17 protein-coding genes and 1 pseudogene are annotated in these 18,287 nt (G+C 67.8%); 5 read left to right on the forward strand and 13 right to left on the reverse strand.

What is annotated here, in order from left to right; all coding sequences use genetic code 11:
- Window positions 1-25 precede the first annotated feature (25 nt).
- Together dnaJ and WT26_RS07000 are read left to right on the forward strand one after the other, a co-directional pair.
- Window positions 26-1,165 carry a molecular chaperone DnaJ gene (gene dnaJ, locus WT26_RS06995; RefSeq protein WP_069272447.1) on the forward strand — a complete coding sequence of 380 codons (1,140 nt, stop codon included), beginning with the start codon at window positions 26-28 and terminating at the stop codon, window positions 1,163-1,165.
- Window positions 1,166-1,187: 22 nt separating this feature from the next.
- A complete protein-coding gene (locus WT26_RS07000; RefSeq protein ID WP_069272448.1) occupies window positions 1,188-3,116 on the forward strand; it encodes a chorismate-binding protein in 1,929 nt (642 codons plus the stop codon).
- A gap of 7 nt (window positions 3,117-3,123) precedes the next feature.
- Here the strand turns inward: WT26_RS07000 and WT26_RS37150 are convergent, their stop codons facing one another.
- The 8 genes from WT26_RS37150 to hda form a co-directional block, all read right to left on the reverse strand.
- Window positions 3,124-3,561 carry an STY0301 family protein gene (locus tag WT26_RS37150; RefSeq protein WP_155123071.1) on the reverse strand — a complete coding sequence of 146 codons (438 nt, stop codon included), beginning with the start codon at window positions 3,559-3,561 and terminating at the stop codon, window positions 3,124-3,126.
- A gap of 8 nt (window positions 3,562-3,569) precedes the next feature.
- Window positions 3,570-3,869 carry a BPSL0067 family protein gene (locus tag WT26_RS35375; RefSeq protein WP_080412841.1) on the reverse strand — a complete coding sequence of 100 codons (300 nt, stop codon included), beginning with the start codon at window positions 3,867-3,869 and terminating at the stop codon, window positions 3,570-3,572.
- Between the two features lie 220 nt (window positions 3,870-4,089).
- Complete coding sequence (panB, locus tag WT26_RS07010) at window positions 4,090-4,905, reverse strand: 3-methyl-2-oxobutanoate hydroxymethyltransferase (protein ID WP_069272449.1); 816 nt, start codon at window positions 4,903-4,905, stop codon at window positions 4,090-4,092.
- Window positions 4,906-4,950: 45 nt separating this feature from the next.
- Complete coding sequence (locus tag WT26_RS07015) at window positions 4,951-5,637, reverse strand: deoxynucleoside kinase (RefSeq protein ID WP_059529004.1); 687 nt, start codon at window positions 5,635-5,637, stop codon at window positions 4,951-4,953.
- Window positions 5,634-6,176, reverse strand: coding sequence for a 2-amino-4-hydroxy-6-hydroxymethyldihydropteridine diphosphokinase (gene folK / locus WT26_RS07020; RefSeq protein WP_059529007.1), 543 nt, complete (start codon window positions 6,174-6,176; stop codon window positions 5,634-5,636). Before folK ends, WT26_RS07015 begins: the two co-directional genes overlap by 4 nt.
- Window positions 6,177-6,211: 35 nt before the next feature.
- A complete protein-coding gene (pcnB, locus tag WT26_RS07025; RefSeq protein WP_069272450.1) occupies window positions 6,212-7,750 on the reverse strand; it encodes a polynucleotide adenylyltransferase PcnB in 1,539 nt (512 codons plus the stop codon).
- Between the two features lie 5 nt (window positions 7,751-7,755).
- A complete protein-coding gene (locus tag WT26_RS07030; protein WP_021162206.1) occupies window positions 7,756-8,433 on the reverse strand; it encodes an HAD family hydrolase in 678 nt (225 codons plus the stop codon).
- Between the two features lie 11 nt (window positions 8,434-8,444).
- A complete protein-coding gene (hda, locus tag WT26_RS07035) occupies window positions 8,445-9,179 on the reverse strand; it encodes a DnaA regulatory inactivator Hda (protein WP_006484992.1) in 735 nt (244 codons plus the stop codon).
- Window positions 9,180-9,432: 253 nt separating this feature from the next.
- On the opposite strand from hda, the gene purM reads away from it, so the two are divergent.
- The gene (gene purM / locus WT26_RS07040; RefSeq protein ID WP_006484927.1) at window positions 9,433-10,488 is read left to right on the forward strand and encodes a phosphoribosylformylglycinamidine cyclo-ligase; all 1,056 of its coding nucleotides are present in this window, start codon (window positions 9,433-9,435) and stop codon (window positions 10,486-10,488) included.
- Window positions 10,489-10,583: 95 nt separating this feature from the next.
- Here purM and tet(64) read toward each other — a convergent pair whose 3' ends face one another.
- On the reverse strand, window positions 10,584-11,774 hold the full coding sequence (gene tet(64) / locus WT26_RS07045) for a tetracycline efflux MFS transporter Tet(64) (RefSeq protein WP_069272451.1): 1,191 nt from the start codon (window positions 11,772-11,774) through the stop codon (window positions 10,584-10,586).
- A 63-nt stretch (window positions 11,775-11,837) separates the two neighbouring features.
- Between tet(64) and tetR the strand changes: the two genes are divergently transcribed.
- On the forward strand, window positions 11,838-12,470 hold the full coding sequence (tetR, locus tag WT26_RS07050) for a tetracycline resistance transcriptional repressor TetR (protein ID WP_069272452.1): 633 nt from the start codon (window positions 11,838-11,840) through the stop codon (window positions 12,468-12,470).
- Between the two features lie 33 nt (window positions 12,471-12,503).
- Here tetR and miaA read toward each other — a convergent pair whose 3' ends face one another.
- Window positions 12,504-13,478, reverse strand: a complete 975-nt coding sequence (gene miaA, locus WT26_RS07055; protein ID WP_069272453.1) for a tRNA (adenosine(37)-N6)-dimethylallyltransferase MiaA — start codon at window positions 13,476-13,478, stop codon at window positions 12,504-12,506.
- Window positions 13,475-15,448, reverse strand: a complete 1,974-nt coding sequence (gene mutL, locus WT26_RS07060) for a DNA mismatch repair endonuclease MutL (protein ID WP_069272454.1) — start codon at window positions 15,446-15,448, stop codon at window positions 13,475-13,477. Before mutL ends, miaA begins: the two co-directional genes overlap by 4 nt.
- 174 nt (window positions 15,449-15,622) lie before the next feature.
- On the opposite strand from mutL, the gene WT26_RS07065 reads away from it, so the two are divergent.
- The gene (locus tag WT26_RS07065; protein ID WP_069272455.1) at window positions 15,623-16,303 is read left to right on the forward strand and encodes a DedA family protein; all 681 of its coding nucleotides are present in this window, start codon (window positions 15,623-15,625) and stop codon (window positions 16,301-16,303) included.
- Window positions 16,304-16,397: 94 nt separating this feature from the next.
- Here the strand turns inward: WT26_RS07065 and WT26_RS07070 are convergent.
- A pseudogene (locus WT26_RS07070) lies at window positions 16,398-17,250 on the reverse strand (mechanosensitive ion channel family protein).
- 79 nt (window positions 17,251-17,329) lie between these two features.
- On the reverse strand, window positions 17,330-18,166 hold the full coding sequence (locus tag WT26_RS07075) for a class II glutamine amidotransferase (protein WP_069272456.1): 837 nt from the start codon (window positions 18,164-18,166) through the stop codon (window positions 17,330-17,332).
- Window positions 18,167-18,287: the final 121 nt, after the last annotated feature.

An 18,287-nucleotide genomic window follows, 5' to 3' on the forward strand; every position in this document is an offset into this window, starting at 1 on the left:
ATGCGTGGCGGCACAGTGAATCGATATGGCGAAACGGGATTACTACGAGGTTCTGGGCGTCGCGAAGAATGCGAGCGACGACGAAATCAAGAAGGCATATCGCAAGCTTGCGATGAAGTATCACCCTGACCGCAATCCGGACAGCAAGGATGCGGAAGAGCATTTCAAGGAGGTGAAGGAAGCCTACGAAATGCTCTCGGACAGCCAGAAGCGGGCCGCGTACGACCAGTACGGCCATGCGGGCGTCGATCCGAACATGGGCGGTGCGGGCGCACAGGGCTTCGGCGGCTTCGCGGATGCGTTCGGCGACATCTTCGGCGACATCTTCGGCCAGGCCGCGGGCGGCGCCGCGGCGCGCGGCGGCCGTGGCGGCCCGCAGGTGTATCGCGGTGCCGACCTGCGCTACAGCATGGAAATCACGCTCGAGCAGGCCGCACACGGCTACGACACGCAGATCCGCGTGCCGAGCTGGGTGTCGTGCGAGGTCTGCCACGGGTCGGGTGCGAAGCCCGGCACGAAGCCGGAAACCTGCCCGACCTGTCACGGCCAGGGCACGGTACGCATGTCGCAGGGCTTCTTCAGCATCCAGCAGACCTGCCCGAAGTGCCACGGCACGGGCACCTACATCCCCGAGCCGTGCGCGCATTGCCACGGGTCGGGCAAGGTGAAGGAAACCAAGACGCTCGAAGTGAAGATCCCGGCCGGGATCGACGACGGGATGCGCATCCGCTCGGCCGGCAACGGCGAGCCGGGCATCAACGGCGGGCCGCCGGGCGACCTGTACGTCGAGATCCACATCAAGCCGCACTCGGTGTTCGAGCGCGACGGCGACGATCTCCACTGCCAGATGCCGATCCCGTTCACGACCGCCGCGCTCGGCGGCGAGATCGAGGTGCCGACGCTGGCCGGCCGTGCATCGTTCCCGGTGCCGGAAGGCACGCAGTCGGGCAAGACGTTCCGGCTGCGCGGCAAGGGCATCAAGGGGCTGCGTTCGAGCATCGCGGGCGATCTGTACGTGCACGTGCAGGTCGAGACGCCCGTGAAGCTGACCGACAACCAGCGCGACCTGCTCAAGCAGTTCGAGAAGTCGCTGGCCGAGGGCGGCGCGCGTCACAGCCCGCAGAGCAAGAGCTGGTTCGATCGTGTGAAGAGCTTCTTCGAGTAACTCGAGTAACTCGAGTAACGGCATGACTGAAGGCAACGAGAGCGCGTCGTTCGCGCTCTTGGACGATTGCGACTCGACCGCGTCCGCGCGGTCGAGTCGTTTGTATTCGGGATTCGTGCGCGAACGCGTGTGCACGGATCCGGCGCGGCTCGACGCAGTCGATGCGGCGGTCGCGCAGGACCTGCGCGACGGGCTGCATGCGGTCGTCGTCGGCGATTACGAATTCGGTCGCAACCTGCAACGGGCGCAGCCGGGCCATGCCCCGCTGCGCTTTTTGCTGTATGCGCGCTGCGAACGCCTGTCGCGCGACGAAGTCGACGCGTGGCTCGCGCAGCAGGACGGCGGCAGCGACGCGCCGTCGATCGCGGGCGTTGCGCATGTCGCGAAGAGCGTGTCGCGCGATGCGTTCGATGCGGCGATCGCCGCGGTGCACGACGCGCTGCGCGCGGGCGATTCGTACCAGGTCAACTACACGTACCGGCTGAACTTCGACGTGTTCGGCACGCCGCTCGCGCTGTACCGGCGGCTGCGTGCGCGCCAGCCGGTGCGCTACGGCGCGCTGGTCGCGTTGCCCGACGGTGCGTGGGTCGTGTCGTGTTCGCCCGAGCTGTTCGTCGAGAAGCACGGCGACGTGCTGCGCGCGCGGCCGATGAAGGGCACCGCGCCCCGTTCGGCCGATCCTCGCGACGATGCGGCGGCGGCCGCGTTCCTCGCGAACGATCCGAAGAACCGCGCGGAAAACGTGATGATCGTCGACCTGCTGCGCAACGACGTATCGCGGATCGCCCGCACCGGGACGGTTCGCGTGCCGGCGTTGTTCTCCGTCGAGCCGTATGCGTCGGTGTGGCAGATGACGTCGACGGTCGAGGCCGGCTGGCGCGAAGGGACGACGTTCGCGCAGATGCTGCGTGCGCTGTTTCCGTGCGGATCGATCACGGGCGCGCCGAAGTACAAGACGATGCAGTTGATCGATGCGATCGAGTCGACACCGCGCGGCCTCTATACGGGCGCGATCGGCTGGCTCGACGCGCCGAAGGAAGACGCGGGCGAGGCGTTGCACGGCGCGGCGGCTGGCTGTGGCGATTTTTGCCTGTCGGTCGCGATCCGGACGCTGACGCTCGATCCGGACGGCGTCGGCAACGACACGGACGGCAAGGGCACCGCCACCGCGGCAGCCGGCCGGCGTCGTGGCACGATGGGGGTCGGCGCGGGCATCGTGCTCGACAGTGTCGCGGCCGACGAATATGCGGAGTGCGAATTGAAAGCACGATTCCTGACGGACGCCGATCCCGGCTTCCAGCTGTTCGAAACGACCGCTGCCACGCGTGCGGACGGCATCCGGCACCTCGATCGTCATCTCGCGCGGCTGCAGCGTAGCGCGGATGCGTTCGGCTTCCGCTTCGACGCCGATGCGTTGCGCGGCGCGATCGATACGCACTGCGCGGCGCTCGATGGCGACGGGGCCTACCGGATGAAGCTTTCGCTCGCGAAGGATGGCGCCATCGAGATCATCGCGGCGCCGCTCAAGCCGCTGCCGGCGGGGCCGGTCGGCGTGTTGCTGGCATCCGCGCACGGCTTCGCGCAGACCCGCGCGAGCGATGCGCTGCTGCTGCACAAGACCACGCGCCGCGCCGAATACGATCGCGCATGGCAGGCGGCCGAGGCGCTGGGCGGTTTCGACATGCTGTTCGTCAACGAACGCGGCGAGGTGACGGAAGGCGGGCGCTCGAATGTGTTCGTGAAGCTCGACGGTCGATGGGTGACGCCACCATTGTCGTGCGGCGTGCTGCCGGGCGTGATGCGTGGCGTGTTGCTCGACGATCCGGCAGTAGGCGCCAAAGAGCGTGTGCTGACGCTCGACGATGTGCTGAACGCGGATGAGTTGATGATCTGCAATGCGTTGCGCGGGCCGATGGCAGCGCGCTTGCTTCACGGCTGCGCACCGGCCTGAACGCGGACTACTTCTGCGGCGTACATTGCCAGCTTTGTACGATGGCGTGCCCACGTCTGTAGCGCGCGACGCAGGTCTGTGCCTGTTTGCCCAGCGGCCGTGCGATCACGACGCTCGTATTGCCGTAGTCGCACGAAACCCAATAGTCTTCACTGTTTTCGGCGAGCGACCAGATGTAAATATCGCTTTTGGACTCGGAACGCGAGCGGTTCGGCAGCAGCGATGTCATCCGGTCCGGCGGTCCTGACCAGAATCTGACGGTGGCAAGCGGATAAGTATCTTGCGTGTCGAAGTTTTTCCAGCCATCGGGCGGTTGGCCATCGAGTTGCTGGGTAACGGCAATGCGTGCAGGGCACTCTGCTGTTGCAGCTGACGCGGGTAATGCGACGAGCGAACTGTATGCGAATGGGGCGATGGCGAGGAGTCGATACGGTGCCGGGCGCATGCGCATCCTCATTTCACGACCGAAAATGCATCGGCGTTATTGCTTGGATCGATGTAACGGCCATTTTTGTCCGTGCCTTTGAACGGAATGCACCTTCTCTGGATGACGCCGAGTGAGCGCCATTGTTCAACGACATGGATGCCGCACGCATCCTGGCCCAGATAGAACGCCGCATGATTTCCATGTGAGCGGCTTGGGTAGCGACCGTTCTCGAACGTTGCAATGACGGTTCCGACGCGGATATTCATGTCGCCACGTGCTTTTTTTTCCGGGCGCCAGACGGTGGTGGGGCCGACGGACGTATAAATCTTAACGCCAGTTTTTGCCCGACGAGTTCAGTCGCCTTTTCATACACGTGAGCCACCTTTTACATCTCCTTCGATTGACGAAGGCTTGATGGTCGCAGCAACGAAGGCACACGGATATAGGACGTGTTTGAAAATGCAGCGCGGTCAAATCGAACGACGGGCGTTGTCGAGCAGGCGGCGACGCTTGCCTTCGCATCGAGCCGCCCCCTTCGTCCGGGAATCAGAACGAGTGTTCCGGGCCCGGAAACGATCGATCCTTCACCGCGCGCACATACGCTTCGACGGCCGCCTGGATGTTCGGCTGACCCTGCATGAAGTCCTTCACGAAGCGCGGCCGCTTGCCGGGGAACACGCCGAGCATGTCGTGCAGCACGAGCACCTGGCCCGAGCAGTCGACGCCCGCGCCGATGCCGATCGTCGGAATCTTGAGCATGTGCGTGACTTCGGAGGCGACCAGCGTCGGCACGGCTTCGAGCACGACGAGCTGCGCGCCCGCATCCTCGATTGCGCGCGCGTCGCGCAGCAACTGGGCGGCACCGGCTTCGGTCTTGCCTTGCACCTTGAAGCCGCCGAACGCGTGCACCGATTGCGGCGTGAGGCCCACGTGCGCGCATACGGGCACCGCGCGCTCGACGAGGAAGCGGATCGTCTCGGCGAGCCATTCGCCGCCTTCGAGCTTGACCATCTGCGCGCCGGCACGCATCAGCTTGACCGCACTCGCGAACGCCTCGGCCGGCGTACCGTACGTGCCGAACGGCAGATCGGCGACGACCAGCGCGCGCGGCTGCGCGCGGGCGACACAGGCGGTGTGATACGCGATGTCGTCGAGCGAGACGGGCAGCGTGGTCGTGTGGCCCTGCAGCACGTTGCCGAGCGAATCGCCGATCAGCAGCACGTCGACGCCCGAACGGTCGAGCAGAGCGGCAAAACTCGCGTCGTAGCAGGTGAGCATCGCGATCTTCTCGCCGGCGACACGCATTGCCTGCAGCTTGGGCACCGTGACGGCAGGCCGGCTCGATTCCTGGAGATAGGTCATGGGAAATCCGGTTCGGATGGGTGAGGAACGACAGGCGAGGACGCGTCAGCGCGTCGTCTCGCCCTTGACGAAGAATTCCTTGCGGCCGCGCATCGTCTCGATGCGCTCGACCAGCAGGGCGAGATCTTCGGGGGAATCCTGCGGGTTCAGGTGTTCCGCGGCGACCGTCAGCACCGGCGTGCGGTCGTAGTGGTAGAAGAATTCGTTGTACGCGTCGACGAGCGAGCGCAGGTACGCGTCGCTGATCTGCAGCTCCATCGGCAGCCCGCGCTTCTGGATGCGCGAGAACAGCACTTCGGGGCTCGCCTGCAGGTAGACGACGAGGTCGGGCGACGGCGCCTGCGGCACGTCCACGTGCGTCGCGACCGAACGGTAGAGCTGCCACTCGTCTTCCGGCAGGTTCAGCCGCGCGAAGATGTCGTTCTTCTGCGGCATGAAATCGGCGACGACCGGGCGGCCCGTTTCGAGCGCACCGATCAGCTCGCGGGCCTGCTGCGCACGCTGCAGCGCGAACGACAGCTGCACGGGCAGCGCGTAGCGCGCGGTATCGCGATAGAAGCGTTCGAGGAACGGGTTGTCCTGCGGGCGCTCGAGCAGCGTCTGCATCGACCAGCGTTCGGCGAGCAGGCGCGCGAGCGTCGTCTTGCCGACGCCGATCGGGCCTTCGATCACGAGATAGCGGTGCGGGGCGCGCAGGTCGGGCGCAGTGACGGTGAGGGGTGTCGGGGTCATCGGCAGCGGTTCTTGTCGGCGCCTTCGCTGGCGGCGAGCGCCTTCTGCATCAGGCACTGGCAGGTCTGTACCTTCTCGACGCGCTGATCCGCGACGGCGGCGAGGAAGGCATCGGCACGGCCGCGCGCGGGAATGTCGAGTGCCGGCTCGATCTCCACGAGCGGCACGAGCGCGAACGCGCGGTCGGTGAGGCGCGGGTGCGGGACGATCAGGTCGGGTTCGTCGATCGAGTCGGCGCCGAACAGCAGGATGTCGAGGTCGAGCGTGCGCGGTGCGTTGCGATACGGGCGCTCGCGGCCGAAGTGGTGTTCGATCTTCTGGCAGAGCGCGAGCAGCTCGCGCGCCGACAGCGTCGTGTCGAGCTTGACGACGCAGTTGTAGTAGTCGTCGCCGCCCGCTTCGAAGGGCGCCGTGCGATACAGGCTCGACTTGCCGAGGATCGAGATGGTGCGCTGCTGCGCGAGGCACACCACCGCGTCCTTCAGGGTCTGGCGCGCATCGCCGAGATTCGCCCCCAGTCCGATATATGCAACCGTCATGGCATCACTTCCTACGTCGTTCGCCGTCGTGCGCGTCAGTCGTCGGAACCGGCCGGGCCGTCCGACGCCTGCTCCGCGCCTTCGGTGCCCTTGCGGTTCTTCGCGCCGCCGCGGCGGCGCCGCTTGCGGGGCGATTTTTCCTTCGTGCCGCCCTGCGTGAGCAATGCCTCGCGAGCGGCCGCGTCGCCTTCGATGAAATCCGTCCACCACTGTCCGACTTCCGCATCGAGTTCGCCGGATTCGCAGCGTAACAGGAGGAAATCATACCCCGCTCTAAACCTTTGGTGTTCCAGCAGCCTCATCGCGCTGCGGCCCGAGCGTTTCTCGAGGCGCAGCTGCAGGCCCCAGATCTCGCGCATGTCGGCCGAGTAGCGCTTGTGGATCGCGAGTTTCTCGGTCTGCATGTCGAGCACGTCGTCCATCGCGCGATGGAGCGCCGGCACCGGGATTTCGCCTTCGGCCGTGTATTGCTCGAAGCGCTGGCGCATGTCGTGCCACAGGAGCGTCGCGAACAGGAAGCCCGGGGAAACCGGCTTGCCGGCGCGCACGCGTGCATCGGTGTTGTTCAGCGCGAGCGTGATGAACTTCTCGCCCTGCGGCTGTTCGAGCACGACGTCGAGCAGCGGCAGCAGCCCGTGGTGCAGGCCCTCCTTGCGCAGCTGCTTCAGGCACGCGAGCGCGTGGCCCGACAGCAGCAGCTTCAGCATTTCGTCGAACAGGCGCGCGGCCGGCACGTTGTTGATCAGGTCGGCGAGCGCGTTGATCGGCTCGCGCGTGTGCGGCTCGATCTCGAAACCGAGCTTCGCCGCGAAGCGCACGACGCGCAGCATCCGCACCGGATCCTCGCGGAAGCGCGTGGCCGGATCGCCGATCATCCGCAACAGGCGGGCGCGCACGTCGGCCATCCCGTCGTGGTAGTCGAGCACCGTCTGCGTCGACGGGTCGTAGTACATCGCGTTGATCGTGAAGTCGCGGCGTGCGGCGTCTTCGTGCTGCTCGCCCCACACGTTGTCGCGCAGCACGCGGCCGCTCGCGTCGACCGCATGGGTGCGGCGATCGAGTTCGTCGCGCTTCAGGCGCTTCGGCGGCTCGGCAGCGGCCGCCTCCGCCTCGGGCGGCGCATCGACCAGTGCGCGGAACGTCGACACCTCGATCAGCTCCTGGCCGAACTGCACGTGGACGATCTGGAAGCGGCGGCCGATCAGGCGCGCGCGGCGGAACAGGCGCTGAACTTCGGTGGGCGTCGCATCGGTCGCCACGTCGAAGTCCTTCGGCGCGATGCCGAGCAGCAGGTCGCGTACCGCGCCGCCGACGATGAAGGCGCGGAAGCCCGCCTGCTGCAGCGTGTCGGTCACGCGCACGGCATTCTTCGAGATCAGTGCCGGGTTGATGCCGTGCACGCTGGCCGGCACGACGGTCGGCTCATGGTTGCTGCGCGGCTTTTTCGTGCCGCCGCGGGCGCCTTTCGGGGCACGCGGGCTAGCAGGGGCCGCTTGGTCGGCCGGGGCCGCTGCGGGAGAGGTTTGCTCGGTTTCGTCCTGGCCGAGCAGCTTGCGGATGAATTTTTTGATCACGACGTTCAGAAGAGATCGAGGATGCGCCAGCCGCGGTTGCTTGCATGCGCACGCAGCGTGTCGTCAGGGTTGGTCGCGATCGGGTCGGTGACTTTCTCGAGCAACGGGATGTCGTTGTGCGAGTCGCTGTAGAAGTAGGTGTGCGTGAAGTCGCTCCATTGCTTGCCGAGCGACGCGAGCCACGCTTCGGTCCGCACGATCTTGCCTTCGCGATAGCTCGGCGTGCCGGTCGGCCGGCCCGTGTACGGCGAATCGGGATGCCCGTCGGTCGTCTCGACCTCGCAGGCGATCAGCGTGTCGACGCCGAACGCGGTGGCGATCGGGCGCGTGATGAATTCGTTGGTCGCCGTCACGACGCAGCACAGGTCGCCCGCATCGAGATGCTTGCGCACGAGTTCGAGCGCGGCGGGCGTCATTGCGGGCCGGATCACCTCGTGCATGTACTGCTCGTGCCATTGCGCGAGCTGCGCGCGCGAATACTTCGCGAGCGGCGTGAGCATCGCCGTGAGGTACGCGTGGATGTCGAGCTTGCCGGCCTTGTAGTCGGCGAAGAACTGGTCGTTCTGACGCGAGAAGCTTTCCGCGTCGACGATGCCGAGCTTCACCATGAAGCGGCCCCATTCGTGGTCGCTATCGGTCGGGATCAGCGTGTGATCGAGGTCAAAGAGTGCCAGATTAGTCATGGAAGCGCATTTTACTCGAAGCGGTTCGGGCCCGTGCCCGGTGGGGTGATGTCGTCGCCGGGACGCGCCAGCATGCGGCGCAGCAACGGCAGCGTGACGGCGCGTTTTTGCTCGAGCGAGAAGCGGTCGAGCGCGTCGAGCAGCGCCATCAGGCTCGGCATGTCGCGGCGGAAATGGGTCAGCAGGTAGGCGGCGATGTCGTCGGTAAGCGCGATCCCGCGCTCCTTCGCCGCGAGCTTGAGCACGGCGATCTTGCCGGCATCGGACGGCGGCGACAGGTGGAACACGAGCCCCCAGCCGAGGCGCGTGCGGAGATCCTCGCGCACGTCGAGCGCGAGCGGCGCCGCCGGGCCCGCCGCGACGAACGCGCTCGACGGGTGCGCGCGCACTTCGTTGAACAGGTTGAACAGCGCGACCTGCTGCGTGTCGCTCATCCGGTCGCAGTCGTCGATCGCGTAGATGCCGATGCGCGGGTCGAACGTGAACGCGCCGAGCGGGCTTTGCGGCGTGAGATAACGCGCATAGCCGTACGAGGCGTCGCTCACGAGCGCCTGCAGCAGATGGGTGCGGCCGCATCCGGGCTCGCCCCAGATATAGAACGACCGGTCCGGCACGGGGCCCGCCGCGAGCGCGAGGTCGAGCTTCTGCAGGCGCGAGATGAGCTCGTCGTTCTCCTCGTTCATGATGAAGTTGTCGAACGTGGCGGGCGGCGGCGTGCCGAGATCGAGCGTCAGTTGACGGGACACAACAACAGTCACAATGCGGGTCGGTTGAAAATACGCGTGCCGTACGCCGGGCACGCGCCGGGAACTGCGCCTTCGCGGGCTTCACGCGCGTCCGCACGCACGGCGCCGCGCCGGTTTCGGCGCGGTTCACTCGGCGATGAAAACGGGGACGTGTTGACCAAGATGCAATCCCTGACGATTCGGTGCTGGGAATTCCGGCCAACGGGCCGGCTTCGGGTAAAATCGCATTTTACCGACCTTCTCGCATTCCCCCATGAATCCTCCGAAATCCGCTCCTGACGCCCAGGGTCTGTCCTATCGCGACGCAGGCGTCGACATCGACGCGGGCGACGCGCTCATCGACAAGATCAAGCCTTTTGCGAAGAAAACCCTGCGCGACGGCGTGCTCGGCGGCATCGGCGGGTTCGGCGCGCTGTTCGAAGTACCGAAGAAGTACAAGGAGCCCGTGCTCGTGTCGGGCACCGACGGCGTGGGCACCAAGCTCAAGCTGGCGTTTCATCTGAACAAACACGACACCGTCGGCCAGGATCTCGTCGCGATGAGCGTGAACGACATCCTCGTGCAGGGCGCCGAGCCGCTGTTCTTCCTCGACTACTTCGCGTGCGGCAAGCTCGACGTCGATACCGCGGCCACGGTCGTCAAGGGCATCGCGCAGGGTTGCGAACTGTCCGGCTGCGCGCTGATCGGCGGTGAAACGGCCGAAATGCCGGGCATGTACCCGGACGGCGAATACGACCTGGCCGGCTTCGCGGTCGGCGCGGTCGAGAAGAGCAAGATCATCGACGGCAGCACGATCGCTGAGGGCGACGTGGTGCTGGGCCTCGCTTCGAGCGGCATCCACTCGAACGGCTTCTCGCTCGTGCGCAAGATCATCGAGCGCGCGAACCCCGACCTGTCGGCCGATTTCCACGGCCGCTCGCTCGCCGACGCGCTGATGGCCCCCACGCGCATCTACGTGAAGCCGCTGCTCGCGCTGATGCAGAAGCTGTCGGTGAAGGGCATGGCGCACATCACGGGTGGCGGCCTCGTCGAGAACATCCCGCGCGTGCTGCGCGAAGGCCTCACCGCGGAGCTCGACCAGAACGCGTGGCCGCTGCCGCCGCTGTTCAAGTGGCTGCAGGAGCACGGCGGCGTCGCCGACGCGGAAATGCACCGCGTGTTCAACTGCGGGATCGGCATGGCCGTGATCGTCTCGGCGGCCGATGCCGACGCAGCGATCGCCGACCTGACCGCCGCCGGCGAACAGGTGTGGAAGATCGGCACCGTGCGTGCGACCCGCGAAGGCGAGGCGCAGACGGTCGTGGTCTGACGCGCCGCCCGACGCGCAAAGTCACAGGAAGCCGCCCGGAGTCGATCCGGGCGGCTTTTTTTTCGCCGCGCGTCGCGCGGGCGGCCGGATTCCGCTTATGCGGCCGGACTTTCTCGCGCCGGCCGCGCGTGGGCCAGCAGCGGCGGCACCAGCAGGTAGAGCAATGCGGCCGAGGCCCAGACGAGCCCCGGCCACGTCGCGCGAGTCGCCGCATAGGTCGCGGTGACGACCAGCGGCCCCGCGACGCCGATCAGGCTCGCCACGCTCGCGAGCGCGCCTTGCAGTTCACCCTGGCGCGCATCGTCGACCTGCCGCGCGAGCATCGCCTGCAGCGCCGGCAGCGTCATGCCGCCCGCCGCGAACAGCGGCAGCAGCGCGAACGGCACCCACGCGGCGGTCGCGAACGCAATCGCCACGAGCCCGAGCGCGTCGCCTGCGAGGCCCAGTGCGAGCGCGCGACGCTCGCCGAGCCGCGCGATCAGCGGCCCGATCGCGAAAGCCTGCGCGAGTGCGTGACAGGCACCGTAGCCCGCCAGCGACAGCCCCGCGATCGGTGTCGACCACCCGAAATGTTCCTGGCCGTACAGGATCCACAGCGTGGCGGGCGCCTGCGACACCAGCGCCACGATCACGTAAATGCCGATCAGCGGCACGAGCGCCGGGCCGCCGCGCAGCCGCCGCAGGCTCGCGAACGCGTTGAGGTTCACCGTGGCGGCGCCGGCGCGCGCGGCCGCCGGCCGCGATTCCGGCAGCGCGCGCCAGACGAGCACGAGATTGAGCGCGTTGAGCACGGCGGCCGCGACGAACGGCGCGCGCACCTGCAGCGCGCCGAGCAGGCCGCCGATCAACGGGCCCGCGATGAAGCCGATGCCCATCGCGGCGCCCAATTGACCGAAACGGCGCGCGCGGTCGGGTTCGGCCGTGACGTCGGTCACGTACGCCGTCGCGACCGCGACGTTCGCGCCGGTGATGCCCGCGATCAGCCGCCCGACGTAAAGCCAGGCGAGCGTCGGCGCGAGCGCCATCAGCAGGTAGTCGAGCGCGGCGCCCGCGAGCGACACGAGCAGGACCGGCCGGCGGCCGAAGCGGTCGCTCAGCGCGCCGAGCAGCGGCGCGCACAGGAACTGCGCGAACGCGTACAGCGCGAGCAGGATGCCGTAGTGCGTGTCGGCGCCGCCCGCGCCGGAGAGCGAGCGCAGGAGCCCGGGGAGGATCGGCATCACGATCCCGACGCCGATCGCGTCGAACAGGACCGTGGCCAGAATGGCAATCAGGGACGGATTCAAGAGTGTGTCTCTATCGGTGATAGAGTGGTGATTATTCCACAGCTTTCCCTATCGGTGATAGAGATGAAGGACACAGGGGCGCGATTGACGCGCGACACGGTACTGCGCGCGGCGCTCGACCTGCTCGATGAAGTCGGCATCGACGGGCTGTCGACGCGGCGGCTCGCCGAGCGGCTCGGCGTGCAGTCGCCGACGCTTTACTGGCATTTCCGGAACAAGGCCGAACTGCTCGACGCGATGGCCGAGGCGATCATGCTCGAGCGGCACGATGCGTCGCTGCCGCGGCCGGGCGAGGCGTGGGATGCGTGGCTTCTCGACAACGCGCGCAGTTTCCGCCACGCGCTGCTGGCCTATCGCGACGGCGCGCGCCTGCATGCCGGTACGCGGCCGCGCGGCGCGCATTTCGACGGGATTGAATGCAAGCTGGCGCTGCTGTGCGACGCGGGTTTCACGCCGGAGCAGGCGATCGACCTGATGTTCGCGATCGGCCGCTTCGTGGTTGGATGGGTGCTGGAGGAACAGGCGGAGCCGGCGCGCGCGCCCGATGCGGATGCGCCGGACCCGGCCACGCATCCGCGCGTCGCGCAAGGGTGGGCCGCGCTGCACGCACGCAGCCCGGACGAAGCGTTCGAGCGCGGCGTCGCGCTGATCGTCGACGGCGCGCGTGCGCAACTCGCCGCGCGACGAGCCGGGTGACGACGCGCGCGGCCGCGCGCCGCTGCGGTGGCGTCAGTCCGGCGCGCGGCCGTCGAGCACGCGTTCGAGCGCGTCGAGCGCGCGGGCCGTGGCGTCCGGCGCGATGCAGTCGACGACGATCCGCTCCGGCATCGCACGCAGCCAGGTGATCTGGCGCTTGCAGAGCTGGCGCGTCGCGAAGATGCCCTTGTCGCGCATCGTCCGGTAGTCGGTGTCGCCGTCGAGGAATTCCCATGCCTGCCGGTAGCCGACGCAGCGCATCGACGGCAGGTCGGGATGGAGATCCTCGCGACGGCGCAGCCGCTCGACTTCGTCGATGAAGCCCGCGTCGAGCATCGCATCGAAGCGCTGTGCGATCCGTGCGTGCAGTACCGCGCGATCGGACGGCTCGAGCGCGACCGGCACGAAGCGGTAAGCGGCGGCCGCATCGTCGCTGCGCCGCGGGGCGGCGAGCAGCACCGACATCGGCTGCCCGCTCAGCATGAACACTTCGAGCGCCCGCTGGATCCGTTGCGAATCGTTCGGCGCGAGCCGCGCGGCCGTGTCGGGGTCGACCTGCGCGAGCCGCGCGTGCAGCGCGGGCCAGCCATCGCGCGCGGCATCCGCGTCGAGTTCCGCGCGCACGGCCGGGTCCGCGGACGGCAGGTCGTTGAGCCCCTGCGTCAGTGCCTTGTAGTAAAGCATCGTGCCGCCCGCGAGCAGCGGCGTGCGGCCGCGCGCGGCGATCTCGCCGATCAGGCGCAGCGTGTCGGCGCGGAAACTCGCGGCCGAATACGCGTCGGCCGGATCGATGATGTCGATCAGATGGTGCGGCACGCTCGCGCGCTCTTCGCGCGAAGGCTTCGCGGTGCCGATATCCATGTCGCGGTAGACGAGCGCCGAATCGACGCTGACGATCTCGATCGGGCGGCGCGCGGCGAGCGCCAGCGCCGCGGCCGTCTTGCCCGATGCGGTGGGGCCGAGCAGGCAGGCGATCGTCGTTTGAGCGGGAGACTGCGACACGCTCATTGGCCGCGCATGAAGAGGCGGTCGAGATCGTTCAGCGTGAGCTGATACCACGTCGGCCGGCCGTGATTGCACTGGTCCGCGCGTTCGGTCGCCTCCATCTGCCGCAGCAGCGCGTTCATCTCGTCGAGCGTCAGGCGCCGGTTCGCGCGCACCGCGTGGTGGCAGGCGAGCGTGCCGAGCAGTTCGTGCTGGCGCTCGGTAAGCACGCGCGAGCCGCCGAACGCGTGCAGGTCGGCGAGCACCGCGCGCGCGAGCGACTGCAGGTCGGCGTCCTTCAGCAGCGCCGGGACCGCGCGGATCGCGAGCGTCGTCGGCGACAGCACCGCCAGGTCGAAACCGAGCGATTCGAGCGTGTCGCGCTCTTCCTCGACCGTGCCGATCTCGACCGGCGTGGCCGTCATCGAGATCGGCAGCAGCAGCGCCTGCACGGCGACCGTACGATCGGCGAGCGCGTTCTTGAACTGTTCGTACAGGATCCGCTCGTGTGCCGCATGCATGTCGACGATCACGAGCCCGTGCGCGTTCTGTGCGAGCACGTAAATGCCGTGGATCTGGCCGAGCGCGAAGCCGAGCGGCTGCTCGTCGTGCGCGGTGTGGGCGAGCGTCGGCGCGGCGGCGAATCCAGCCAGCGGTGCGGCCGGCGCGTCGGCTGCGTCGGCTGCGTCGTGCGCGACCGCCGTGGTGCCGTCCGGCGTGCCGGCACCGCTATCCTTGCGGCCGAACATCGCGTCGTAGAGCGCGAGCGGCTGCGCGACGGGCAGCGTGCCCTGCGTCATCCGCGCCTGGCGCAGCCATGTGCTGCCTTGAGACGGCGTGGGCGCGGGGCTGCCGACGCTCGCGGCCTGGCCGAGCGGCGTACCCTGGAACGAAGCGGGGCCCGGCGCCGGTTCGATATGCGCGGCATGGCCGCCCGCCGTGGTTTCCGGCGACGCGCCCGCGTGGCGCGCGAGCGCGCGCTGCACCGCATGGAACACGTACTGGTGGATCGAGCGCGAATCGCGGAAGCGTACCTCGATCTTCGACGGATGCACGTTCACGTCGACGGCTTCCGGCGGCAGGTCGAGGAACAGCACGTACGACGGATAGCGGTCGCCGTGCAGCACGTCCTCATAGGCCGCGCGCACCGCGTGCGTCAGCAGCTTGTCGCGCACGAAGCGGCCGTTGACGAAGAAATACTGCTGGTCGGCGCGCCCGCGGCTGGCGGTCGGCAGCCCGGCGCAGCCGTAGACGGCGAGCGGGCCGGCCTGTTCGTCGAGCGGCAGGTGCGCGGTCGCGAAGCCGTCGCCGAGGATCTTCGCGACGCGCTGCGCGGGCTCGGTCGCATTCCAGTGTTCGACGGCCTTGCCGTTGTGCAGCACCGAGATCGCGACGTCCGGCCGCGCGAGCGCCGCGCGGCGGATCATTTCCAGGCAGTGGCCGAACTCGGTCTGCTCGCTCTTCAGGAACTTGCGCCGCGCGGGCGTGTTGAAGTACAGCTCGCGCACCTCGATCGTCGTGCCGGTCGCACCGGCGGCGGGCGACAGCACGCCCGTCTGCGCGTCGATCTTCATCGCATGCGCGGCATCGGCCGTCCGGCTCGTGATCGACATCTCGGCCACCGATGCGATCGACGCGAGCGCTTCGCCGCGAAAACCCAGCGTGGCGACCGCCTCGAGCTCCTCGAGCGAGCGGATCTTGCTGGTCGCGTGGCGCATCAGCGCGAGCGCCAGCTCGTCGGGCGGAATCCCGCAGCCGTCGTCGGTGATCGAGATGCGCTTGACGCCGCCTTCTTCCAGCACGATGCGCAGCGTCGTGGCGCCGGCGTCCATCGCGTTCTCGAGCAGTTCCTTGACGACCGACGCCGGGCGTTCGACGACCTCGCCGGCGGCGATCTGGCTGATCAGCTGGTCGGGCAGGGGCTGGATCGCGCGCAGCGGGCGCGGAGCAGGGGCGGGCGTGTCGCCCGCGGCCGTTTCGGTGATTTCGGACATGGCCGAATTATAGCGAGGCGGCGGATGCGTGCCGGGGCGGCGGAGCGTTACGTTTTTTCACGGAGCCTTAAGGTAGTTTCGGTATCATGGCTCCGTTTCGCGCGCCGCCCTTGGCCGGCGGGCGATTCCGCCCTTTGTGCCGTCACCGGCCTGCTTGCCCTGAAGGAATCGCATTTGGATACGCTGCTTCATTTCGTCAACCTTGTCCTGCATATCGACGCCTTCCTCGGCGATTTCATCCGGCAGTACGGCGCATGGGTCTATCTCGTGCTGTTCCTGATCGTGTTCTGCGAGACGGGGCTCGTCGTGTTCCCGTTCCTGCCGGGCGATTCGCTGCTGTTCATCGGCGGCGCGTTCGCGGCGACGGGCGAAATGAACGTCGGCGCGCTGATCGTGCTGCTGCTCGTCGCGGCGATCGCCGGCAACACCGTGAACTACCTGATCGGCCGCTGGGTCGGCCCGAAGGTGTTCAATACGCATATCCCGGTGCTCGAGCGCTTCCTCGATCGCGCCGCGCTGCAGAAGACCCACACGTTCTACGACAAGCACGGCGGCAAGACGATCGTGCTCGCCCGCTTCATCCCGGTCGTGCGTACGTTCGCGCCGTTCGTCGCGGGCGCTTCGTCGATGAGCGTCGCGCGGTTTCAGCTCTTCAACGTGATCGGCGCGCTGGTGTGGGTGCTGCTGCTCGTGCTGCTCGGGTATTTCTTCGGCAACATCCCGTTCATCCGCCAGTACCTGAACGTGATCGTGCTGGTCGGGATCGGCGCGGCGATCGTGCCGGTCGCGCTCGGCGCGGTGTGGAAGCTGGTGCGCGGCCGCTCGGGCGGCGCGGGCAAGACCAGCGGTCACTGACCTGCGCGGGTCGCGCGGTTCGGCGCGGCGATAAAAAAGCGTGGCTCGCAAACTGCAGCCACGCTTTTTTCATGTCCGCCGACGCGTCGCGCCGTCACGCAGTGCGGTGCGAGACCGGCGTTTCGGGCGTCGGGTACTGCGCGTCGCGGAACGTCTCGAGGATCACGCGGTTGGTGTCGCAGTACACCTGCCAGTAGTTCGGGTTGCGTGGACGGGCGCACGAACAGCAGCGGGCCTTCCGGCGTGAACTGCAGCACGCCGACGTCCGGCGCCGGGGTGGTCAGCACGTTCGGGATCTGCTGGATCGACGCCTTCAGGCGGTTGATCGCGTCGACCGCATCGACGCCGTTCGCGATCTTCGCGGTCAGGTCGACGCGACGGTACGACGTTGCGCTGTAGTTCGCGATGTTGTCCGAGAAGATCTTGTTGTTGCCGACGATCGTCACGATGTTGTCCGCGGTGACGATCGTCGTGCCGAACAGGCCGAGCTCCTTGACCGTGCCCGTGACGCCGCCCGCGTTGATCACGTCGCCGATCTTGAACGGGCGCAGCACCTGCATGAACACGCCCGCGGCGAAATGCGCGAGCAGGCCGCCCCAGGCGGTGCCGATCGCGAGGCCGAGGCCGGCGAGCAGCGCGGCGAACGAGGTGGTCTGCACGCCGAAGATCTGCAGGATCGCGAGGATCAGCAGGATCGTCAGCAGCACGCCGACGACGGAGGTCAGGTAGTCGGTCAGTGTCGGGTCGACCTTGCCGCTGCGGCGCACGACCTTGCCGAGCAGGCGCGTGCCGATGCGGATCGCCCAGCGGCCGACGAACCACAAGACGATCGCGGCGAGGAGGTTGAGGCCGAAGTCGAGGCCGCGGGTCATCAGGAATTGCTGGGCGGTGGCGAGGTCCAGGGTCAAGGTCGGTTCTCCATAAGACGTTGAACGGAGGGCGGTCATGCCCGCAAGCGCGGCATGCCGAAAATCTTCGGACTTTTATAGCCGACGCGCGGCGGCAAGGCAACCTGTTGCGCCATGCCTACGCGTGACGCCGCGGCTCGAACGGCCGCTGCTCGACGTCGCCGCCGCGCGCAATGATCGCCGTGCTCTCCGGCACTTCCTCCCACGCGCCGCGCAGGTCGACGAGCGGCTCGGACACGACCATGAACGCGTCGTCGCCGGCTTCGGCGATGCGCGGGTTGTGCGGATACAGTTCGTGCAGGTGCTTGAACGACGTGCTGTGGAACAGCGAACGCGATTGCCGTTCGCTCGAATAACGCACCGCGATGATCCGCTCGCCGTCGGTCGCGCAGATCGTCATGTTGAGCGGTTCGGCCACGCGGTGACGCGCGCCGGTTTCCTCGACCACGCCGACCATCCGCTCGAGCGCCGGCAGCGGCGTCTGTTCGAGGCCGTAGGTCAGCGCGAGCCGGAACATCAGTTCGGAGTCGGTCGAGCCTTCGAGTGTCGGGAATAGCGCGGGATCGACCTTCATCGTCAGGTCGCGGCGCAGCTTGTGGAAGTCGCGGATCAGCCCGTTGTGCGCGAACAGCCAGCGGCCGTGGCGGAACGGGTGGCAGTTGGTTTCCTGTACCGGCGTGTCGGTGGCCGCGCGGATATGCGCGATGAACATCCGCGAGCGGATCGCGCGTGCGGCTTCGCGCAGGTTGCGGTCGTTCCACGCGGGATGCACGGAGCGGTAGCGGAACGGCAGTTCGTCGGGGCGCCCGTACCAGCCGATGCCGAAGCCGTCGCCGTTGGTGGTCGTCGCCCCCAGCTCCGAATGCAGGCTCTGGTCGATCAGCGAATGCTTCGCGCGGAACAGGACGGTCTCGAGATGGATCGGATTACCCGTATAGGCGAGCCAGCGGCACATGGAGCGCTCCTTCACGATGGATCGTTCGCGCATGGTAGCCGAGTTCCCCGCAGGCAGGTTCACCGCCGCGGCGGGCGGCCGCTTGCATGCGCCCCGGCGCGCCGGACGAGGCCGGGCGCCG

This window comes from Burkholderia cepacia, assembly GCF_001718835.1.
GTDB classification, from domain to species: domain Bacteria; phylum Pseudomonadota; class Gammaproteobacteria; order Burkholderiales; family Burkholderiaceae; genus Burkholderia; species Burkholderia cepacia_F.